The organism is uncultured Eubacterium sp., assembly GCF_945980375.1.
Taxonomy (GTDB): Bacteria; Bacillota; Clostridia; order Oscillospirales; family Acutalibacteraceae; genus Eubacterium_R.
Map to the genome: position 1 here is coordinate 16,627 of NZ_CAMFQO010000010.1, position 22,636 is coordinate 39,262.

Sequence of the window (22,636 nt, forward strand, 5' to 3'; positions counted from 1 at the left end):
AGAGGGAAATTATGACAAAATACGTATTTGTAACCGGCGGTGTTGTATCCGGCTTGGGCAAGGGTATAACCGCTGCATCACTTGGCAGATTGCTGAAGGCAAGAGGCTTAAAGGTAACTGCACAAAAGCTTGATCCGTATCTTAATGTTGATCCGGGTACCATGAATCCGGTTCAACACGGCGAGGTTTTTGTAACAGACGACGGTGCAGAAACCGACCTTGATTTAGGACATTACGAGAGATTTATTGACGAGTCGCTTTCGCAGAATTCAAACCTGACATCAGGCAGAGTTTATTGGAACGTTATTTCCGACGAGCGTAAGGGAGTTTACGGTGGACAGACAATACAAATTATTCCACATGTAACCAATGAAATAAAAAAGACCATTCGCAAAAATGCTGAACGCGGTGCAGATGTTTGTCTTGTAGAAATCGGCGGAACCATCGGCGACATCGAGTCACAACCCTTCCTTGAGGCAATCAGGCAGTATTCCGTTGATGTCGGCAGAGAAAACTGTGTTTTCATTCACGTAACTCTTGTGCCGTATCTTGCCGCAAGCGATGAGTTAAAATCAAAGCCCACTCAACACTCCGTTAAGGAAATGCTTTCAATCGGTATTCAGCCGGATATTATTGTGTGCCGTACCGAGCATCCTTTAACAAGTGATATAAAAAGAAAAATATCACTATTTTGTAATGTGGGTGTTGATTGCGTTATTGAAAACAACAACTGCGACATTCTTTATGCCGTTCCTATGATGCTAAAGGAGCAGCATATGGATGAGGTTGTACTTAAAAAGCTTGGAATTGAAGCACCAAAGCAGGATTTGAGTGATTGGGAATGTATGCTTGACGCACTTCGTAATCCTCAGCAAACGGTTAAGATTGCAATGGTTGGCAAGTACGTTGAGCTTCACGACAGCTATATTTCGGTTAATGAGGCGTTGAAGCACGGCGGTATAGAAACACGAAGCAAGGTTGATATTAATTGGATAGACAGCGAAAGCCTTGAGGCAGACGGTGCCGACCTTGACGAAATCTTTGCCGATGTTGACGGTATTCTTGTGCCGGGAGGCTTTGGCTCTCGCGGTATTGAGGGCAAGATTCTGGCGTGCAATTATGCAAGAACACACGGCATACCTTATCTTGGCATTTGTCTCGGTATGCAGATTGCTATTATTGAGTTTGCAAGAAATGTGCTTGGACTTGACGGTGCAAATTCTGCCGAAATCAATCCTGATACAAGCTACCCGGTTATTGATATTTTGCCGGAGAAGAAAAGCATTACAGACCTTGGCGGAACATTGCGCTTGGGCGAATATCCGTGCAAGCTTAATAAGAGCTCAAAGGCTTATGAGCTGTATGGTGAGGAAACAATTTACGAGCGCCACCGTCACAGATATGAGGTTAATAACGATTACCGTGACAGGCTCCTTGAGGGCGGTATGATTTTTGCAGGCACAAGCCCTGATGATCATATTGTTGAAATGGTGGAAATACCGGAGCATCCGTGGTTTGTTGCAGGTCAGTTCCATCCCGAATTCAAGTCACGTCCCAACCGACCGCACCCGTTGTTCCGCGGCTTTGTCACTGCGGCATTGGAATACAACAGGTCAAAAAGGTAAGCTTATTGCGGGAGGACAGCTATGTTTAACAGTTTACACGAGGAATGCGGTGTTTTCGGTATTTTCGAAAGCAAAACCTCCTATGTGGCACAGTCGGTATATTTGGCACTTTATGCTCTTCAGCACAGGGGGCAGGAAAGCTGCGGCATTGCCGTAAACGATGACGGTGTGTTTTTGCATCACAAGGGCAACGGACTTGTGCCGGATGTTTTTACAAAGGATAAGCTTGAGCACTTGGGTATGGGCAATATGGCTATCGGTCATGTCAGGTATTCAACCACAGGCGGAAAAAACATCAACAACATTCAGCCTCTTGTTATCCGTCATATAAAGGGTAATCTTGCCCTTGCTCATAACGGAAATCTTGTAAATGCAACCGATATAAGAAAAGCCTTTGAGCTAAACGGCGGAATCTTTCACGGTACAAGCGATACAGAATCCATTGCCTATGCCATTGTGTCAAACAGACTTTACAGCAAAAGCACCGAGGAGGCTATTGAAAAAACAATGCCAAGCCTTAAAGGTGCGTATTCCTGTATAGTTATGACAGCAACAAAGATGATTGCATTTCGTGATCCAAACGGCTTTAGGCCACTTTGCATAGGTAAAACAAATGACGGAGCTTGGTGCGTCAGCAGTGAATCCTGCGCGTTGGACGCAGTAGGTGCAAGCTTTGTGCGTGATGTTTTGCCGGGCGAGATTGTTACCATTGATATGGACGGCATTCATTCAAACAAGGCTCATTGCGGTGCAAAAAGCTCATTGTGCGTTTTTGAATACATATATTTTGCCCGCCCGGACAGCGTTATTGACGGTGCGTCGGTGGAGCATGCAAGGATGAGGGCAGGCGCCTTTCTTGCAAAGGAAAGCCCCGTGGATGCTGATATTGTTATCGGTGTGCCTGACAGCGGATTGGATGCCGCACTCGGCTACGCAAACGAAAGCGGTATACCGTACGGCATAGGCTTTATCAAAAACAAATACATAGGCAGAAGCTTTATTCAGCCAAACCAAAATCAGCGAGAGGATGCTGTGAGAATTAAGCTTAATGTTATTAAGGAAAACATTAAGGGCAAAAGGGTAATTATGATTGATGATTCGATAGTACGCGGAACAACCTGTGCAAGAATTGTAAATCTTCTGCGTGAGGCAGGTGCAACCGAGGTGCATATGCGTGTTTCATCTCCGCCGTTTAAGCATCCTTGCTATTTTGGTACGGATGTTGACAGTCAGGAAAATCTTATTGCCTGTCAGTATGATTCGGTTGATGAGATTGCAAAGGTTATCGGCGTTGACAGCCTTGCATATCTGTCGATAGATGCAACCCACAAATTGGCAAAGGAATCATCCCTCAGCTTTTGCGACGGTTGCTTTACCGGCAATTATCCTGTTGAAATTCCTGCCGAGCAACCAAAGGATAAGTTTGAGGAAAAGATGAATAACTTTTCGTCATATTATCAGGTGCTTGACTAATGTTACAAAAAATTTGTTGATTTATTGGTATAAAAGCATATATTTTTTTCATTCACTATGAGTTATAATATTAGTGAAAAATCAAACGGAGGTGAAAATATGGTAGATTTGGACGAGATGATTTGCTTTTGCGGCAGTGTAACCGCAGGCGACATCAAGGCTGCTGTTGAGGCAGGCAACACCACACTTGAGGCGGTTAAGCAGGCAACAGGCGCATCAACACATTGCGGTGGCTGTGAGCCGAGAGTTGAAGAGCTTATTGAAGAATTTAAGTAAAACATTAATTAACGGGGGCACTTTTAACCAAGTGCTCCCGTTAATTTTTTGCTCTCAAGCCTATCTTGGCTCCGTAGTTGACTGAGGGGATAAAAGCATTTTTATCAGTTGATTTCCTGCTTAAGTGTTTCTACTATCGAATCATTCCTGAGCTTTGCAAAGGAGTAAAGCATTGATAGTCCTATTACTGCAAATACAACAAGTGCTACGATAAGATAAAGCAACCAATTTATCTCAAACGGCAGTGAATCAATATCCATCGCCTTGTTCATCGCGTAGGATATTACTGCGCTTATCGGCAGGCCGAACAGCAAAGCCTTTATTCCGTAAAATGCACTTTCAAGAGCAATCATTTTGTTAAAGCCCTTTGGAGTTGTGCCAACAGATTTGAGCATTGCAAATTCCTTTTTCCTCATTGCAATACCGGTTGAAACGGTGTTGATTATGTTAAATATTGTAATGAGGGATATAAGTGCAATAAATCCGTAAATAAGAACCTGCATTACCATTTCAATTGTTTTATGGGTTTGAGCCTGCTCCATCATATCGTAATAAAGAGTTCTTTGATAGTCGCTTTCGTCAAAGTATTTTTCAACCTCTTCAAATACATTTTCGTGATGAGCGGTTACGATTCCGAGTATATACATAAAGCTGTTGTTTTCGTCGTCGCTGTATTCTTCATTATACATTTTTTGATATTGTGATACAGGCATATACATAGATATTGTGTTCTTCGGTGCAAGATTGCAGGCATAAAAGTCCTTGTCGTATTTAATCAAATCACCGACGGTTAAGCCCTTGTATGTGAAATCCGACATATCCACACCGACAATGCTGTCCCTGAACACCTCGGCACCCGATTGATTGTGGTTTACGTTGTTCATCAAAAGAACCTTGTAGCTGCTGTAATAATCCTTCGCATTGATGGAGTTGTTGTCACATAGCTTGTTAAAGTCCTCGTCGTCAAGGGCAAATATGCTCATAGAGTGGCCGCTGTTAAAATATCCCTTGTATGTTGGGGTGAGGTATTTTTCGTTAATAATGCCCCAACTTTCGTCCTTCGCAGTCGGTGTTCGGTAATATGCGTTTGACACACAGAAAACATCGTCAACTCCGGTAATGTCCTTCATATCATCGGCAAGTCCCTCTCGTTCGTCGTATTCCACTCCGACACAGATTTGGTAAGGCACATCGGCTTCGGTTAAAAAGCTTTTGCCAAAGGCGTCGCAGAAGTAGTTACAGCTTAGGAACAGAATAACCGACAATGCGATGGAGGCTGTGATTGTTCGTGCTTTTCTGCCGTTTCTTTTAAGATTTTTGTTTGCAAGCTCGCCCTCGTACCCAAAGATAAGACGAATGAGCTTTGATGATTTGAGCCTCTTTGCCTTTATCTTAATTTCGCTGTTTTGCCTGATTGCATCGATAGGTGTGATCTTTGACGCCTTAATTGCAGGAACGAGCGAAGAAATAAAGATTGTCAATATGCTTACAAGTACTATTGCAATAATAGACAAGGGTTCAACAACAATGTTCATTTTAAGATTGTCGGCATTTGCACCCTTAATCATTCCGGTGGAGATTATGTCGTCACCAAGCAATGTTAGAGTAATTCCTATGCCTGCTATACCCGCAAGAATACCGACGGGTATACCCACCAAGCCTAATACTACACCCTCAAAGAATACGGAAAATTGCTTTTGCTTTTTGGTTGCACCCACGGAGGAAAGCATACCCAAATAACGCACTCTTTCGCTTATCGACATTGCAAATGCATTGTATATAAGCACAACGGAGGCAATCATTATTATCGCAAGCACTATTGATGCCGCAGGTAAAACTACGGTTGTTACTGTTCCGCCTTCTTCAAAGGCAAACTGTGTTTCAAGATAATCCTTTGCAAAATTGTATTCCTCAATTTTATACTGCTTTACAATTTCCCGAAGTTCATCTAATGACTTGTAGTTTACCTCTTTTAATTCCACAAGAGCCTTGACGGTCGCGTCTTTTTCTATCTGATGCTTTGAGTAGTCAATACATCTAAGAATAGGATAGGGTGTATTTGAGGTAGACGGATTGTCGTTAAGTATAGCTGTAATAACTAAGCTCTCCTGACTGCTTCCTACAAAGAATTCACCCTTTTGGTAGCCTCCTGTTATTTGGTAGGTGCTGTCCTTTTCGTTGATGTACCTGTCTCCTGTGTTGAGTGTTACAGTATCTCCTATTTTCCAATCGAGATTGTTCTTTTCTATAAAGCCTTGCTCAACTGCTATTTCGTTGTCGTTTTCGGGAAGCTTACCCTCGTATGTGCCGGTAATCATTTGATTAATGCAGGTTTTGTCACCCGCAAGAATGTCACCTGTGCTGTTTCTTCCCGATTGGTTATAAAGTGAAAATGAGCTACCGTCGGATTCATCAAGGATACCGATTCTGCCTATTCTGTTATCGGATTTAAGCGATTCAAGCTGCTGCAAGCTTACGCTCATTGTTGCCTGGTAGTGACCGTCTGCAAGCAGGCAGATGTCACCGAACAAATTCATAAATGACGAAACCGCAACAAATACGGCGGTTATCATAGCAACCGAAACGCATATTCCAAGAGTGGTGATAACTGTTCGTCCCTTGTTTTCCTTGAGGTGACGCAGAGTTAATTTGTTTACGATATTCACCCGATTCTCACCTCGTCCCTTGTGATTTTGCCATCCTCGATAGAGATGATTCTGTCAGCCGACAGGGCAATTTTTTCGTCGTGTGTAATGATAATTACTGTTTGATTGAGCGCCTTGTTAAAGTGCCTTAAAAGCGCAACAATTTCCTTGCTGTTTTCACTGTCCAGGTTGCCGGTGGGCTCGTCTGCAAGCATAAGCGCAGGGTGGTTAACAAGTGCTCTGCCTATTGATACTCTTTGTTGCTGACCGCCCGAAAGCTGGTTTGGCAAATGGTCAAGCCTATTTTCAAGCCCAAGCTTTTTAATGAGCTCGTCAATTTGCTTTTTGTCAGGCTTTCTGCCGTCTAACAAAAGGGGAAGTGTAAGATTTTCCTCAACCGTAAGGATAGGTATAAGATTGTAAAACTGATAAACAAGGCCGATTTGTCTGCGCCTAAAGATTGCAAGTGCTGTTTCGTCAAGGGTGGAAATGTCGGTATCGTTGATTATTACATTTCCGCTTGTGGGCACATCAACACCGCCCAGGATGTGAAGCAGTGTGGATTTGCCCGAGCCTGACGGACCGATGATAGCAACAAATTCGCCTTTTTCGACCGAGAACGATACATTGTCAAGCGCCTTAACCATTGTATCTCCCTTGCCGTAAGTTTTTGATAAATTTTTTACTTCAAGAATTTTCATATATTTATCTCCCTTCGTTGCTTATAGCATATAATTGCAATCTTACATCGTCGTGACATTTATCTTACAGTTTTGTCATATTAAACTATTGTGTTGTAAAACCTGATTTCAAATTCGCTGCCAATGCCGATTTCGCTGTTAACGGTAATGGTTGCCCGTTCCTTTTCAAAAATAGTTTTTGCAAGAGCAAGCCCGATGCCCACGCTTTCGCAATGGGCGTTTTTGCCTTGGTAAAATCTTTCAAAAATGTGCGGCAGATCCTCAGGCTCTATTCCGCATCCGCTATCGGTAATGATAAGCGAGGTGTAAAGATTAGTGCCTTTTGATGAAATTGTGAGCCTGCCGTTTTTATCTGTATGCTCAATGCAGTTTTTGATAATGTTTTCTATTGCTTCAACTGTCCAGCCCTCGTCACCCGTAACGGTAAAATCCTCTGCATTGTTCAAAAGCTCAATTTGCTTTAGCTCAAGAGTAACCAAAAACGGATTGAGGCTTTGCTCAACGGCATTTTTTATTGAAAACGGCTCGCTTTTGAATTCGACTGTGCCTGCATCAAGCCTTGACAGCTTCAAAAGATTTGTTATCAGCCATTTCATTTTGTCAAGCTGTCCCTCTATTATGGATAAGAACTCATCTCTCTTTTCAGGCTGGCCGTTTTCTTTTATTAAATCTGTCATAACCATCATGGAGGTTAGGGGAGTTTTCAGCTGGTGCGAAATATCGGCAAGCGAATCGGCGAGGTAGGTTTTGTCCTTAATCAGCATTTCGTTTTGCGTTTTCAAAATGGTGATAACCTTGTACAGATTGTTGCTTAATATGGAAAGCTCGCCCTCTGTATTTTCGGCAATTTTCAAATCAAAATCACCGGAGCAAACCGCAGACAGATAGTTGTTCAGCTCGTTTAATCTGTTGTATCTCTTTTTTGTGTATAGGGCAAAAATGCCTGTTGTTAATGCTCCGAGCAGTAATGTAATTATTGCGCATACGGGTTCAATAAACAGACAGATTATTGACATTGCGGCTGTTATAGCTACACCTAATATAATTGTTACTTTTATATCCTTATTTATCATCTTCAATTATATACCCCAAGCCGCGTACGGTTTTTATATATTGCGGATTAGTAGGGTCCTCCTCAATTTTGTCGCGCAGTCGCTTAATGTATACGGTTAAGGTGCTGTCCTCAACAAAATCGCCGTCAATGTCCCAAATGTTTTCAAGCAATTGATTTCGCGAAAGTACCTTGCCTCTGTTGTTTAGCAGTATCAGCAAAAGTCTGTATTCCATAGCGGTAAGTATAATTTCGTGATTGCCCTTGTAAACCTTTGCTTCATTTGTGTTTATTATTAAATTCTGTAATCTGATGATTCCGTCGGCGGTTTCCTTGTTGTACCTGCGCAGAACACTTTTAATTCTCAGCAAAAGCTCCTTAACCCTAAACGGCTTTGAAATATAATCGTCGGCACCCATATCAAAGCCCATAACAACGTTTACCTCATCGTCAAACGCGGTTAGAAAAATAACGGGCAAATCACCCTTTTTCTTGATTTTTTTGCAAACGTCGTAGCCACTGCCGTCGGGCAGGGTTAGGTCAAGAATATACAGCGCAAAATCGTTGTTGCTTATTATGTCGTATGCCTGCCCAACACTTTTCGCAAGCGTCACGGCATACCCCTCGTTTTCCAGGGAATATGTAAGCCCGATGCCGATTGCCTCGTCATCCTCAAGAATAAAAATCTGCACACAATCACCTCAACTGCATTTTATCATATATCCCGCATTAATTCTATTACAATATTGTAATATTAACCTTTGCAACAATTTGCCGTCTATATATAACGGATATTACTGATTTTACAGTATATAGTATTAAAAAAATCAAACTGACTTCGTCGAAATAACGAAATCAGTTTGATGATTGTTTTTATTTACTATATTATACCTAACTTTTTATATGCTGTATGTAGAACACGGAGGAAGATTCATCAATCCTGCAATGCTGTTTTGTTTTAATAATTTTTATAATAGCGATAACAAAATGAATGCCAATGCAACAATTCCGATAAAAGTGAATGCTCTGATTATCAGCGGTATGGCAGCATCCGTTGTTTCCGGAGCCATTGATGACAAAAGGTCAAGCATGGGTCGGTGCAATTTGTCACCGACTGCCTCATCAAATGTTCTTGTATATGTGCGGTAGGTGTTGGGGCTTTGCTCATCAAGCTCAATCAGCCTTACACCGCGCTTTTTTCTGTTGCCGTACGCATTAAATCCACATGATTGTGTAAAGCCCAAATCGATATTTTTATATTTTCCGACAAAGCTATTCTTGTGGTCGTGACCTGCAAATACAGCCATAATGTCGCCGCATTCGCAAAGGGCTTCGAATTCACCTGTATTTTCATTTGGTATAGACGGAGGCTCAAGAAAAATTCCGTCACTGTTGCAGGTGTCGTTCAAAACATAGTATTCGTTTTTGTGAGTTCTGTAAGCCCGCACAGCGTTTTTTGTATGTTTTGGTACCCGCTTGAGTACATTGTAGTATTCGCAAAGCGGAATATGCTGAAATACTATCGACGGCACATAATCGCCGTTTTTTTCTTTTAGCTCGTTGCGCTCTTTCCTGTACCAGCTGATGATATCCTTGCTGAACGGTTCATATCCGCCGCCCTTTGCATCGGTTCCGCTGTCAAAAAGATATATATTATTTACAATTTTGCCGGAATCAGATGACATTATTGGTATGCTGAACGTTGCGCCTAAATCAACACCGCCTGACAGCTCGCCAATGCAGTTTCCAATGCTTTTGTATATCCTGTTGAACTGCTCGGTGTTTGATATACCTACCTGACGGTCGTGATTTCCAAAGGTTACTGCATATGGTATTCCTGCATCCGTAACAGGCTTTAGCAATGCTTCAAGTGTTTCCTTTAATGCTTGAACGGTATCCCTTCCTTTTACCTTGTAGGAAGCGCCATAGCCTTTTATTTGGTCGCCTGTCAGCACAACAAGGTCGGGCTTTTCCTGCTCAATTACGGCATTAAGTAATTTTTTGGTATCGGGAGATATTTTTGGAACTTCCTGAATATCCGTAATTTGCATTATCTTAAATTTTTTGTTTTTGTTATATTTTAGCATGGCCATTTTGTAATATTTGTTGTTGGCTCAAGAGCCTTGTCAAAATCAAATTTCACTCCGTTTGTGTCTGCGGTGCAAAACAGAGTGCTCTTAATTATTTTAGTTAGCTTGTATTTTACGTGAGGATAAATTCGTTTTTCGCTGTTGCATACTACTGAAACTTTCGGCGCAAGTGCTTTCAGCCAATGCAAGGATGAAGAAAACGGATAGCCGTGATGTCCGACCTTAAGCAAATCAACGTTACCGATTTGGTTTGCAAGCCTGTATTCGTCAAATGCTTTGTTGTTTAGATCGCCTGCCAGTAAAGCACGCCTGCCGTTACATTCGGCAAGAACAACAACACTGTTTATGTTTTCACCGTACTTAAATATGTGTTTTTTGTATTCGCCGTTAAAAAAGGTTATTTCAAAGTCACCGAGTGTTGTGAAGGCTCCGTCAAAGCTCTCTGTAATTTCAACTCCGTTATTGATCAAGGCGTCTTTCATTTGTTTGTATACTTCTTGATTATCCCATCTTAAACGCTCATATATAAAAACATTTTTTTCATTGTACGGCTTTAGATATGCTTTTTTGACAGTGATTAACGGATGGTTGATAACCGTGTCAAATCCGCCTATGTGATCGGAATGAGCGTGAGTGCCGAGTACAAAGTCAAGCGTTACGGTGCCGTCTGTGTTACAACAGTTTTTCAGCAAATAGTCGCACACAGTATCTTCGTATCCCGTATAATTAAGATGCGGCTTGTCGGCGGGAAAGTCTGTATCCTCGCCGGCGTCTATCATTGCAAAATGTCCGTTGCTTTCTATGATAATACAGTCGGACGCACCGGTGTTCAAAAAATGTATAGAATTACCCATAAATACAATCTTATCAGTGTGATTTTTTACACTGCTTCCTTTTCCATATAGCACATAATATTTTCATCGTTTGAGCAGATAATTTTATCCGCAAGAGCCTTTATCTCGTCGCACGCGTTGGCAACTGCATATTTTTTAGCATTTGTTTTGAATGCAGAAATGTCGTTTTTGCTGTCGCCTATTACCGTAATGTCTTTAATGTTGTAGTCGGCAATGTTGCAAAGCTCGGTCAAGGCAGTACCTTTGTTTGTTCCGGCAGTCATTATTTCCAAATTGTTTTGCATAGACGAGGTTATTTCTATTTCATCAATCTCGTTTTTCAGTCTTGACATACACTGATCCCGTTCATCAGGATTTCTAAAAAAAACATCAAACATTTCCGTTTTGTATGATGGGTCAAAAATCAGCTCTTCAAGGCTGTTTGCCTGTTTTCTGCTTTTGTACAGCTCCGGAATAAAGTCACTGTCTATTTTATAATATTCAAAGCTTTCGACAGAGAATTTACTTTTTTCAACATACGGTGATCCACATGTGTAGACCTCAATAAAGGTTTCGTATTCACTCAAAATAGAATATATTTTATACGCTGTGGTGTTCGATATGGTTTTATATCGTATCATACCTTTGTCCTTGTGATGTATGCCGGCACCGTTGGAATAAATTATGTATTCCACACCGCTGCATGTGCGTAGCTCAAGGGGTATTTCATAAAGCGTTCTTCCGGTTAAAAGAATAATTTTTGTATTGTTTTTTGCAAGTCGCTTCATTGCGTTTAGGTTTTCCGTACTGATGTCGGTGTCGCTTTTCAGTAAGGTTCCGTCAAGGTCAGTTGCAATTATAGATGCAGGCCTTTTTTCTTTTTTTCGTATTTGGATTATATATCTTTCCAACGGATAGGTCCATATTGTAGGAATGTTTATTATGATAAGCTTTGATATTATCTCTATAATAGGAGATGATAGCTCCTTTGCTTTTATAAATGTACCGAAAGCCCCGCCGATGTATGAGCTAACAATAATGTTGAATACTGCCATAATAAAGTACAAAACGGAGCTGTATATAGGGTTTATATCGGATTTGAAGGTGATTTTTCTGTTAATCAAATAAGCAGCGGCATAGCCGATAGATGTAGATATAAGATATGCGTAAAGGTAGCCTCTGTACCGTATACCCAAAAATGACAGCAGTGCCGAGTCGGGCAGAGGAGTGTCGTTATATTTTTTGAATACTGTATACAGAAGAAAAATATAACAAAGCACATCAAGTGCCGAGGTTACGATTACACAGATGTTGAATTTGATAAATTTATGCAATTCCGATTTCATTTTGAAATGCTTGGTTGTTGATTTCATCTTGAGGCTTTTTCTTTCTGTGGATTACAAAACGGTTTAGCGGATAGGTCCAAATTGTCGGAACAGTCATAACGATTACCTTTGTAATCATTTCAACTATTGCGTTATCCCAACCGTTGTTTTTTATTACAGTTCCCAAAAATGCACCGAACCATGTGTTAAATGCTATTGTGCCTGCCACCATTATTACATAAATTATTGTAGATAATACAGGATTTGCATCTGCCTTAAAGGTAAGCTTTCTGTTCATAATATAAGCGGCAGCGTAGCCGATTGTTGCCGATATGGCATATGAGTATAAATAGCCATTGTATTCTATTCCCAAAAATGCAAGTATTGGGCTGTTTGTTACCGGTGCTTCGTTTAAGGATTTGAACACCACATATTGCAGTATCATAAAGATACCGAGCTCTAATACGGATGTGCTTGCGCCTGTAAAGGAAAATTTAATGAATTTCCAAATTTCCCCGTGCTTTTCAATAAATTGCTTTGCTTTAGCCTTCATTTTTTCTTTCCTCATTTCTTGTCACCAAAAGTACCATCGTTGCACACAAGGCAATTGCAAAACCGACGGAGCAAAGTGCGTAGCCAACAAGACATTCAATACCTGCCTTGCCTACAGTACTTTCAATAGAAACAAATCCGGCACCGAACATAAGCAATGTAGCCACAATGATAATTGCGTATTTTTTTAGGCTCATAATATTACCTCCTGCATTTGTTTATTGCTTCTAAATACACAATATCACCTTATTGTAAAGTTTCAAAATGCACTACGGTAAAAATTTTGTAAAATAAAAAAAGACAGGTCATTGACCTGTCTTTGTGTGTTTATGTAACGAAAATCAAACCACTAAAAGGAAATTTATTCCATATTTTCTTTTGCAGTGTTAATGGATGATATTAATATCTTTTTTATTTCAATACATTTTTCTTGTATTTCTTTGTTATTATAGTATCCACCATCAATTAAAAGCTCAATCCAATATTCTGTTTCGTAACATTCTTTTAAAGCTATTTGTAACTTTGATACAAAGTCAGCTTTACTATGTGCATAAAAAGCTTCACGAATATATTGTAACAATAAAAGCTACTTATTACAATACACTTCTTCACTATTCACTCTTACTTCTTACCTGAAATTTCGTTCGCGAAAAGCTTTTAGTGAAAAGTGAATAGTTAATAGTGAATAAGTAAAAATTCCGTCCACTATCGTGAACGGAATTTTATGGCTCCCCCTCGCAAATGACGGGGGAACAATTTGAAAATGCTTCAACTTCACTTAACGGAATGGTTTGTGTTCCGTCTTGATAATTTAATATCAAATCTAATTTATCGTCATACAAATAAATCGCATTAACGAATGTGTTTATCAGCTTTCTGCGATTAAATAATTTTGTTGGGTCAATGCCTTTGAACTGCTCTAAATAAAATCTCAATTTGTTTTCATCAATGAGATTGCTTTCCATTTGCTCCCTTGCAATTTCTATCTGTAAATTGTTGCATTGCATTTCCAGCTCGTCAAGCCTTTGCTTTGTCGTTGCATTTACAATTCCCATTTCAATTGCATTAAGTAGATTGGCTTTTCGTTTTTCAACATCGGCTAATTCTGCTTCAAGCGTTGGCAAAACTCTGTTGCCTTTCTCTTGATAGATTAAAACATTCTTTATGATTTCATTTATTGCTTCAGGGTTGTTTACAATCTTCATTATTCTATCAATGACGAAATCTTCAATTCGTTCTTTTTTGATAGTTTTCTTATCGCAACCGTAATGATACTTTACTCCGACACATTTGTAGTAACGATACTTAACACCGTTTCTATTCGTACCACTTTCACCTGCCATCATTCTGCCACACTTACCGCAGAACAGTTTTGTAGTAAGCAGGTATTCACAATCTGCCTTGTAATGACTTGGTGCTTTCTTGTTCATCACCATTCTTTCCTGTACTCGAAGGAATAATGATTCGGGTACAATGGCTGGCATACCGCCCGGCACAACAACATCCTTGAATTTGTATTCGCCGATATACTTTCTGTTGTGCAACATATTAGTTATACAATTTATTGAAATCTTTTTACCTCTCTGCGTTTTCAAACCACGAGCATTAAAATCTGATGCAATCTGCTGAATCGTTGTTCCGTTGTCGTACATATTAAATGCTTCAAGAACAATAGGAGCATACTGCTCATCAACGATATAATTTAGATTTTCGTCAACTGCAAAACCTAACGGACACAAGCCACCATTATGCTTACACTTCAAGGCATTTTCGGTCATACCACGCAAGGTCTTTTCGCCGAGTTCTTTAGAATAATATTCAGCCATACCCTCAAGCATTGATTCCAAGAGCACACCCTCTGCACCTTCACTAATCGTTTCCGTTGCAGAGATTACCTTTACTCCATTCTTACGAAGAATAGATTTATAATGTGCCGAGTCGTAACGATTACGAGCAAATCTATCAAGTTTCCAGACAATAATAATTTCAAATGCGTGTTTACTACTTTCAGCTATCATGTGCTGAAACTCCGGACGATTGGCCGTCGTAGCCGATTTTGCCCTATCTATGTATTCACCAACGATAGTCATTCCGTTGCGTTCGGCAAATGCTTTACACTCACGAAGCTGACCTTCAATAGACTCCTCACGCTGATTGTCACTTGAATATCGAGCATATATTACTGCATTCACATATATCACCTCAAGTGTATATAACCATAACAAAAACCTTTTTGCAAGTCGTTTTGAAAATTATGTTTTTTTTGTACAAATTTGAGTACTATCATAGCAAAAGGCTGATGCAAAATCTGCACCAGCCTTTATATAGAAATTAACAACAAGCAATATAAAACATAAAAAAGCATAATTGCCAATATAGCTTTTATCATTTAAAGCAACTGCTTTTGTGAAACAAATCCCTGTTACAGTAGATATATCACGATTTGTTTCTGTTTTGGGATAATTCTTGTAATTGTATTTTTTGTAAACTCTAATGTATTTTGATTTTTATTTAAAATACGGCTCATATTCTATTTTGTGTTTACTATCCGGGAACAGATGCTTGTGCAAATCAATAAAGTAATCATCTGTCATACTCGCTATGTAATCTACAACAATTTGATTTTTCTCTTCTGCCGAATATTCGACACCGTGATATTGCTTCAAGGCGTTACCTATCGGGTTAATATGATGCTTATAAATTATTGAGTCAGTATCATTTCTCTTTACATCATCAAGAAGCTTATAATACAACTCTTCAAACATAGGCTTGATGCTTTTGTCATACTGCTGATTTATTGTATTGTTATTATATATTACTTGGTAATTTTCTTTTTTTGCCGTGCTTAAATCCTTGAAAGCGGTGTCGCTGAGCATTATATAATCCTTGCCGTAGCTATGCTCAATAATATCAACTGTTAAATTGTTTATTATTTTTGCATTTTCCGTGCCTATCAGTTCTGTGTTGAATTTATAGTCAGGTTCAATTATTCCTGCCAGCACAGCATCTTGTCTGTCCTTGCCTAAATAGGCTATCATATCGCATATACGAACAACACAGCCCTCAAGCGTTGAGGGAATAAGTCTTTTAATTGCACGAGCACCCTCTATATAGCAAGCCTCAACCTCTTTATCATATTCATTAAAAGTCTTTGAATACTGCGGTCTATACTCCTGCTGCTCAAATTCACCGTTATGACACAGTACACCGTCTAAGGTCTGCAATGTAAAATTCCGTGCAAAAATTCTATCAAGCACTCTTGTACTGTGAACATTGTGATTAAAATATCTGCCCGTTTCATTGTGGTATAATTCACTCAAAAATCTTTCGCCTGCATGACCGAAGGGCGTATGACCTATATCGTGACCTAATGCAATAGCCTCAATCAAATCAAGATTTAATCCTAATACCGAGCCGATATTTCTGGCAATTCGGGATACAAGCTGAACATGCTGTGCCCTTCTCGTTATATCGTCATTGTTTTTAAAAGAGAATACCTGTGTTTTATCAGCGTACCTGTTGTAATAAGGCAGGTGCATTATTTTTTCTGTGTCACGGACAAAAACAGGGCGCCACAAATTAGCCTTGTCCACACTGTTGTCACGCCTTATTGCATTTTCATCCTTGAACGCATAAGGATTAACCCAGTGATTTTTCCTGTCATATTTGATTTTTTGCTGTAATTCTTCATTGATTTTGTTAAATTTCAAGGCATCTGCCATAATTGCTCAACTCCGTTTCATACTTATTCTAAAATAATGAGTAATGAAATGTCAATACTCTATCATTATAAGTGATGTACTGTTTTTATCGCATAAGGTATTGTATTATTGTGCCGTAAGATGTAAAATGTATATGAGGTGATTTTATGGCAATCGGCAGACCGAAGAAAATGATGAATATGTATATCCTTGATATACTCAAGAGAAATACTGACATTGACCACGCAATAACCCAAAAGGAAATTCAAAAAAGGCTTGAAACGGAATACGATATGGTTGTTGACAGAAAGGCTGTTAAGGCTAATCTTGAGGACCTTATCAATGACGACACTTACGATATTTACTGCGAAACGAAAACCCGTTTAACGCCTAATGCAAAAACAGGAGAGTTAGAGAAAAGCGAGGTTTGCACAGGCTTTTATCATGAGTCAAAATTTACCGATTCAGAGTTAAGACTGCTTATTGACTCCGTTCTTTTTTCAAAAAGCATTCCCACTCATAACAAGTCGGCTATCATTGATAATCTTAAATCTCTCTCAAACAAGTATTTCAAATTCAATGTCGGTCATATTAAATCCTTTGAATCTGCCGACAGAGAGATTAACAAAAATCTGTTTTTCACTATTGAAACGCTTAACGAGGCCATTGACAAAGGACTTCAGGTTAAGTTCCATTACAACGAATACGGTGCAGATAAAAAGCTACATAACCGCCTTGATGATAACGGAGAGCCGAGGGAATACATAATCAACCCTTACCAAATTGTTGCCACTAACGGCAGATATTATCTTATCTGCAACTATGATAAGTATGACGATTTGGCAAATTACAGGCTTGACAGGATAACGGATATTGAGCTTTTAGACACTCCGAGAAAGCCAAAGAATAAGGTTCAGGGACTTGTTGGTCTTGATATTGCGCAGTATATGAACGAGCATATTTATATGTTTACAGGCAAATCTGTCAGAGCAAAATTTGAAGCACCAAAATACTTGATTTCGGACATTCTTGACTATTTCAAGGCATATGTAAATTTCAAAGAGCTTGACGAAAAGAATGTAATCGCAACGGTTAAGGCTAACGAAACAGACCTTCGCCTGTGGGCAAGGCAGTATGCAGGGCAGATTAAAATTACCGAGCCGACAGAGCTTACCCAAGCATGCAAGCAGGATTTATTAGAGGCTATTAAATTATATGAGGACTGACTATGAATTTAAGTAAATCAAAATATGTAAGAGGCTTGCAATGTCCTAAAATGCTGTGGATGGACAGGTACAAGCCTGAAATGGCAGAGCAAAATCCCGCACTTGAAGGTATTTTTGCCACAGGCAATGAGGTTGGCGACCTGGCACGCAGATACTTTGGCGAATATGACCTTGTTGATTTTGATTTGGGCATTGACAGTATGCTCAGGCAAACACAGGAATTTATAAATAACGGCAGTAAAAACATTGCAGAGGCAAGCTTTTATGTAGACAACCTTTTTTGCAGTGTTGATATTCTGCATAAAAATCCCTACGGCTGGGATATTGTTGAGGTTAAAAGCTCAACCGCCGTTCACGATGTTTATCTTGACGATATGGCTTTTCAGCTTTATGTGCTTAATAAGGCCGGGCTAAATATCACAGGCGTTTACAATATGCACCTTAATTCAAATTATGTCCGCTACGGTGATTTGGATTTAAATCAGCTTTTTGTGCTTGAAGATTGCACTGAAATCTGTATGTTTAAGCAAGGTGATGTTCAGCAGAATATAGCAGATATTTGCAGATATATGGCTATGGCTGATGATTTTGAGCCTGAAAAGGATATTGATGTTTGCTGTGAAAGTCCTTATGAATGTGCTTATAAAGGCTACTGTTCAAGGCATTTGCCATACCCATCTGTTTTTAATATCAGCAGGCTTAATACAAATAAAAAGTATGAGTTTTATCATAACGGCATTATCAGCTTTGAGGATATTGAAAAGAAAAAGCCAAAGCTTTCTGCAAAGCAATGGCAACAGGTTGATACGGCATATTATCATTACGCGCCCACTATTGATAAAATAGGCATTAGGTCTTGTATTGAACAATACACATATCCTCTTTACTATCTTGATTTTGAAACATATCAGCCTGCCGTACCGCCCTATGACGGAATAAAGCCGTATATGCAGGTAACCTTTCAGTATTCACTTCATATTCAGTATGAAAAGGGCGGAGAGTTGGAGCACAGGGAATTTTTAGGCGAGGCAGGTGTTGACCCTCGCAGAGCCTTGGCAGAACAGCTTTGCAGAGATATACCAAAAGATGTTTGCACCCTTGCATACAATATGTCCTTTGAAAAGACGAGAATTAAGGAGCTGGCAAATCAGTTTCCCGACCTTGCAGAGCACCTTATGAATATCCACGATAATATCAAGGATTTGATGCTCCCCTTTCAAAATCACTACTATTACAGCAAAGCCCTTGAAGGCTCATACTCAATCAAGAAGGTGCTACCTGCCCTTTGCCCTAACGACCCCGAGCTTGATTATCACGCACTTGAGGGAATACATAACGGCGGTGAGGCTATGCAGGCATACCCGGACCTTGTAAATCATACACCCGAGGAGCAGGCAATTATCCGCAAAAACCTCCTCGCCTATTGCCGATTAGACACTCTCGCAATGGTCAAGGTGCTGGAAAAGCTGTATGATATGTGTTAGGATATAATAAAGGAGATGCGTTTAATGAAAAAATACGAAGCCGATATTTTCGATATGTTAGGAATTAATGGAAGAGAAGATAGCTACACTAATTTGTTAAAAGTGCTTTTTGACAATGTTTTAGAGTACAGATCTTTTTTACTTAATATGTTGTTTCCCAAGGAAGCATTAGACCCTGATGCATTTTATTTTGAAACAAGAAACAAATATTCTCGGAAAGATTCAAATGAAAAAAATCATAATGAAATACCTGATATAATTATTGTGGATAAGAGTGGTAATCATTTTGCCCTAATTGAAGTGAAAATTTTTTCGGGAGAGGGTGATCGCCAAACGGAAAGATACTATAATCTATTTTCAAACGACATTCCAGATATAACGATTCACGATTGTAATAAAGAAAATATTCCCATTAGAAAAAATGCTGTTAGAAAATTTTATTTTTTAACTATTTATGAAAGCAAAGCTCAATGCGAAGAATTTATAAACATTAAATGGTCAAGAATCATAGAACCTCTTAAACAAATTCAAATAAAAAATGAGTATTTGAATTTGCTCGCAAAGTCTTTAATTAACAAGGTTGAAAGCAGTAAAACCATTGATTCTATATCAAAGGATATGATTTGGAATGATTCGATGGGTTTTGGCTGGGCAAAAGAGCAAAATCTTTTCAAAGTGCTAAAATCCTTCTGCTTTAAGGATGAAGAAATATGGGACTATTATGAAAGCTGGAATGGCTACAACAAGGATTCAAATACTTATGAGTTAAAATGCTTGTTTGGCAGAGAATGCTGGAGAGGGATACATCTTAAAAATATTAACAACGATAATTTGGAAAAATGCTTTGAGTTCCACTACGAATTTGCATACAGCCCAAATGAAGACAGAATTACCGTAAGGCTGGATTATCATTTGAGGCCGTATCTGTCAATCTCCGATATAAATAAATGCAAATTTTATAACAAAGCCAGTTTTTACGATGTCCCAGAAGAAGATTACAACAAAATTAAAGATTTGGCAAACAGAGCCAATGAAATAAGGAAAAACAAAGCTGACGAAATCAAAAACAGTATAATGAATTCTACTAATAATGACAGTATAATTCGAGTGAAAAACAATAGCAATCCAATGATTTTAGTAAAACAATCTATTGATGGTACAAGCAAAAAAACAATAGAAGAAATAACAAAAATAATAAATGTTTTTGTGAAAAACACAAAGACAATAATTGATGATTTTGTTGCAAAGTAATAGTTTTAATAAAAATTTGTAATATGTGTTTAAAACAGCGGTGATAGCGTTACTTTAATTGAGATTAAAGTTGGTCAGCGAGTCGTTGACTGTAATCAAAAAATTGTCTGCAACATACGAAAACTGCTTCGCTTAATCAAAATTCACTGCACGAATCAGAATTAAGCTACGCACCATTCTTATCATTTTGTATCACCGCTGTTTTTATTTGAAAAATATGGAAAGTAAACTTATATCCGGTGTTAGCAACAGAGAGTTATATTATATCTCAAACAACACCGACAAATTTTACAATAGAATATCAATACCCAAGAAAACCGGTGGAGTAAGAATGGTATATGCTCCTAAACCACAATTGAAATGGTGTCAACATTATATTGCAGAAAATTATCTTGATGTTTATAGGGAATCCAAGTATGCAACCGCATATCATAAGGGCTCAAATATTCTTGCTAACGCTTCTCCTCATTGCAACAAGAAGAATATTTTAAAGCTTGATATTGAAAATTTTTTTGGCAGTATTACATTTATGCAGGTATATAATGTTTTTTATAAATGTTATCCTGCAAATGTCAGCAAACAGTTGGCAGAGCTTTGCTGTTATCATGACAGTCTTGTTCAAGGCTCACCGGCATCACCGAAATTATCAAATGTGGTTATGTATAGTTTTGATAACAAAATCGGAAAGTGGTGCGAGGAAAGAAATATTACCTACACTCGCTATTGTGATGATTTAACATTTTCATCAAATGATGATTTGCATAGTGTTTATTACAAGGTTAAGTCCTTACTAAAGAGTAATAGATTTTATTTAAACAATAAAAAAACACATTTTGTAAATGCAAATCACAGGCAAAGTGTTACCGGAATAGTGGTTAACGAATTTCCTCAAGTATCAAAAGAGTATAGAAAAAAGCTTAGACAGGAAATATATTATTGTCAAAAATATGGTATAAAAAATCATTTAAAACACATTGGTTCCGATTTAACCGAAGAAGAATACTGTAAGGTGTTAAAGGGCAAGATTAATTATGTTTTATCTGTAAATCCAAATGATTTAGAATTTAAGAATTTGCAACAATCGTTATACAGGGATAATATTTAATTTGTCAAATTAGCCAAAGAGATATAAACTATGACCTACGTAATTTCCGACCTACACGGTTATCCGCTTGAAAAATTTAAAATGCTGCTTGGCAAAGCCGGGTTTTGTGATGATGACGAATTGTTTATTCTCGGTGATGTTGTTGACCGAAACGGTGACGGCGGAGTAGAAATGCTCTGCTGGTTACTTTCTCAACCCAACATTTACTTGATTTTCGGCAATCACGAGGCTATGCTTTTGTCCTGCTCATTTGTATTGGAGCAGGTAACGGACGAATTTGTTGAGTCGCTGTCAAAGCATAATCAAATTGAAATTTTGAGCGAGTATATGTTCAACGGCGGTGATGTTACATTAAAGGCACTTAGCGAGCTGAACAAAAAATCGCCCGAAGCAGTTGCAGATATATTTGATTATCTTCGTGAGGCACCGCTTTACGATATAGTTGAAATCGGCGGCACAAACTATTTGCTGACACACAGCGGTATTGATAATTTTGAAAAGGGCAAGCCGTTATCAAGCTATACACCTGATGATTTTCTGTGGAACAGACCGAAGCTTGACGATGAATATTTTGAAAAATCAATAACCGTTTTCGGTCATACCCCCACAATCTGCTTTGGCGAGGAATACAAAGGTGAAATCATCAAAACGAAAACCTGGATTGACATTGATGTGGGTGCGGCAGGCGGATTTGAGCCTGTCCTTCTCCGTCTTGATGATATGAAGGAATTTAGAAACTAAATATAAAACAGCAGCACCACGATGATTTAATTCATCGTGGTGCTTTTTTATGCACAAAAAACCTCTCATTGAACTTATTATAATTACATTGTAACAAGAAAACAGGAGGTGTGATTACCATAAAAATTAAGGCTTTAAGCAGAGAAAAGGCTATCAGGCTAAGTTATAGTGATTTTGATGATGCCAAAATAATTATATCTATCAGAGACCCGAATAAAGTTAAGCCGGAATTTAATATCAATAACAGCTCGATAAAGGATATTTTGTATCTGTCATTTTTCGACATCAGTGAGGAAACAAAAAGCATTTTCGGCGGGTACGAATCTATGTCGCCCATTGATGCAATTTTGATTCGTGATTTTGTTTTGAAATGGCAGGGCGAAATTGACACAATATGGGTTCAATGCGAAATAGGAATGTCACGCAGTGCAGGAATTGCGGCAGCCATTATGGAGTATTTTGATATGGATTCAAAGAAGATACTCGAAAGCAATCAGTATTATCCAAATAGGCTATGCTATAACCTAACTAAAGGTGCATTTAACAAATAAAACCTT

General features: G+C 38.8%; 21 protein-coding genes. 9 read left to right on the top strand and 12 right to left on the bottom strand.

The features are described from left to right. Window positions 1-8 precede the first annotated feature (8 nt). The 3 genes from Q0P34_RS04255 to Q0P34_RS04265 are packed head-to-tail and all read left to right on the top strand — an operon-like array spanning window position 9 to window position 3,374. Window positions 9-1,625 carry a CTP synthase gene (locus Q0P34_RS04255; RefSeq protein ID WP_294953425.1) on the top strand — a complete coding sequence of 539 codons (1,617 nt, stop codon included), beginning with the start codon at window positions 9-11 and terminating at the stop codon, window positions 1,623-1,625. Between the two features lie 21 nt (window positions 1,626-1,646). Continuing rightward, window positions 1,647-3,098, top strand: coding sequence for an amidophosphoribosyltransferase (gene purF, locus Q0P34_RS04260; RefSeq protein ID WP_294953358.1), 1,452 nt, complete (start codon window positions 1,647-1,649; stop codon window positions 3,096-3,098). A 57-nt stretch (window positions 3,099-3,155) separates the two neighbouring features. Beyond that, window positions 3,156-3,374: a (2Fe-2S)-binding protein gene (locus tag Q0P34_RS04265; protein ID WP_294953361.1), complete on the top strand. Its 219-nt coding sequence runs from the start codon at window positions 3,156-3,158 to the stop codon at window positions 3,372-3,374. A gap of 104 nt (window positions 3,375-3,478) precedes the next feature. On the opposite strand, the gene Q0P34_RS04270 is transcribed toward Q0P34_RS04265, so the two are convergent. From Q0P34_RS04270 to Q0P34_RS04325, 12 genes are all read right to left on the bottom strand, one after another. Next, on the bottom strand, window positions 3,479-6,040 hold the full coding sequence (locus Q0P34_RS04270; protein WP_294953365.1) for an FtsX-like permease family protein: 2,562 nt from the start codon (window positions 6,038-6,040) through the stop codon (window positions 3,479-3,481). Next, the gene (locus Q0P34_RS04275) at window positions 6,037-6,720 is read right to left on the bottom strand and encodes an ABC transporter ATP-binding protein (RefSeq protein ID WP_294953368.1); all 684 of its coding nucleotides are present in this window, start codon (window positions 6,718-6,720) and stop codon (window positions 6,037-6,039) included. Before Q0P34_RS04275 ends, Q0P34_RS04270 begins: the two co-directional genes overlap by 4 nt. 80 nt (window positions 6,721-6,800) lie before the next feature. Further along, window positions 6,801-7,793 carry a HAMP domain-containing sensor histidine kinase gene (locus Q0P34_RS04280; protein WP_294953427.1) on the bottom strand — a complete coding sequence of 331 codons (993 nt, stop codon included), beginning with the start codon at window positions 7,791-7,793 and terminating at the stop codon, window positions 6,801-6,803. After that, window positions 7,783-8,463 (bottom strand): response regulator transcription factor, encoded by a 681-nt coding sequence (locus Q0P34_RS04285; protein WP_294953371.1) that lies wholly within the window; start codon window positions 8,461-8,463, stop codon window positions 7,783-7,785. Before Q0P34_RS04285 ends, Q0P34_RS04280 begins: the two co-directional genes overlap by 11 nt. A 276-nt stretch (window positions 8,464-8,739) precedes the next feature. Then, window positions 8,740-9,864: a metallophosphoesterase family protein gene (locus Q0P34_RS04290; RefSeq protein ID WP_294953373.1), complete on the bottom strand. Its 1,125-nt coding sequence runs from the start codon at window positions 9,862-9,864 to the stop codon at window positions 8,740-8,742. Further along, window positions 9,852-10,715, bottom strand: coding sequence for an MBL fold metallo-hydrolase (locus Q0P34_RS04295; protein ID WP_294953375.1), 864 nt, complete (start codon window positions 10,713-10,715; stop codon window positions 9,852-9,854). The genes Q0P34_RS04290 and Q0P34_RS04295 overlap by 13 nt, the downstream gene beginning before the upstream one ends. Window positions 10,716-10,741: 26 nt before the next feature. After that, a complete protein-coding gene (locus tag Q0P34_RS04300; RefSeq protein WP_294953377.1) occupies window positions 10,742-12,040 on the bottom strand; it encodes an HAD family hydrolase in 1,299 nt (432 codons plus the stop codon). Beyond that, on the bottom strand, window positions 12,021-12,572 hold the full coding sequence (locus Q0P34_RS04305; protein WP_294953379.1) for a GtrA family protein: 552 nt from the start codon (window positions 12,570-12,572) through the stop codon (window positions 12,021-12,023). Before Q0P34_RS04305 ends, Q0P34_RS04300 begins: the two co-directional genes overlap by 20 nt. Beyond that, window positions 12,562-12,768 (bottom strand): hypothetical protein, encoded by a 207-nt coding sequence (locus tag Q0P34_RS04310; protein ID WP_294953382.1) that lies wholly within the window; start codon window positions 12,766-12,768, stop codon window positions 12,562-12,564. The genes Q0P34_RS04305 and Q0P34_RS04310 overlap by 11 nt, the downstream gene beginning before the upstream one ends. Window positions 12,769-12,932: 164 nt before the next feature. Next, window positions 12,933-13,151 (bottom strand): four helix bundle protein, encoded by a 219-nt coding sequence (locus Q0P34_RS04315; protein WP_294953385.1) that lies wholly within the window; start codon window positions 13,149-13,151, stop codon window positions 12,933-12,935. Window positions 13,152-13,293: 142 nt separating this feature from the next. Continuing rightward, window positions 13,294-14,763 carry a recombinase family protein gene (locus tag Q0P34_RS04320; protein ID WP_294953388.1) on the bottom strand — a complete coding sequence of 490 codons (1,470 nt, stop codon included), beginning with the start codon at window positions 14,761-14,763 and terminating at the stop codon, window positions 13,294-13,296. Window positions 14,764-15,078: 315 nt separating this feature from the next. Beyond that, complete coding sequence (locus Q0P34_RS04325) at window positions 15,079-16,293, bottom strand: HD domain-containing protein (protein ID WP_294953391.1); 1,215 nt, start codon at window positions 16,291-16,293, stop codon at window positions 15,079-15,081. A gap of 146 nt (window positions 16,294-16,439) precedes the next feature. Between Q0P34_RS04325 and Q0P34_RS04330 the strand changes: the two genes are divergently transcribed. The 6 genes from Q0P34_RS04330 to Q0P34_RS04355 all read left to right on the top strand — a co-directional run bounded on the left by Q0P34_RS04330 (window position 16,440) and on the right by Q0P34_RS04355 (window position 22,630). Further along, window positions 16,440-17,498: a WYL domain-containing protein gene (locus Q0P34_RS04330; RefSeq protein WP_294953394.1), complete on the top strand. Its 1,059-nt coding sequence runs from the start codon at window positions 16,440-16,442 to the stop codon at window positions 17,496-17,498. A gap of 2 nt (window positions 17,499-17,500) precedes the next feature. Continuing rightward, window positions 17,501-18,982, top strand: a complete 1,482-nt coding sequence (locus Q0P34_RS04335; RefSeq protein ID WP_294953397.1) for a DUF2779 domain-containing protein — start codon at window positions 17,501-17,503, stop codon at window positions 18,980-18,982. A 24-nt stretch (window positions 18,983-19,006) separates the two neighbouring features. Continuing rightward, window positions 19,007-20,233, top strand: a complete 1,227-nt coding sequence (locus Q0P34_RS04340) for a hypothetical protein (protein WP_294953400.1) — start codon at window positions 19,007-19,009, stop codon at window positions 20,231-20,233. A gap of 217 nt (window positions 20,234-20,450) precedes the next feature. Then, window positions 20,451-21,338: a retron St85 family RNA-directed DNA polymerase gene (locus tag Q0P34_RS04345; protein ID WP_294953403.1), complete on the top strand. Its 888-nt coding sequence runs from the start codon at window positions 20,451-20,453 to the stop codon at window positions 21,336-21,338. 30 nt (window positions 21,339-21,368) lie between these two features. Further along, the gene (locus Q0P34_RS04350; RefSeq protein ID WP_294953406.1) at window positions 21,369-22,079 is read left to right on the top strand and encodes a metallophosphoesterase; all 711 of its coding nucleotides are present in this window, start codon (window positions 21,369-21,371) and stop codon (window positions 22,077-22,079) included. 110 nt (window positions 22,080-22,189) lie between these two features. Beyond that, window positions 22,190-22,630, top strand: a complete 441-nt coding sequence (locus tag Q0P34_RS04355) for a hypothetical protein (RefSeq protein ID WP_294953408.1) — start codon at window positions 22,190-22,192, stop codon at window positions 22,628-22,630. The last annotated feature ends 6 nt before the right edge of the window (window positions 22,631-22,636 follow it).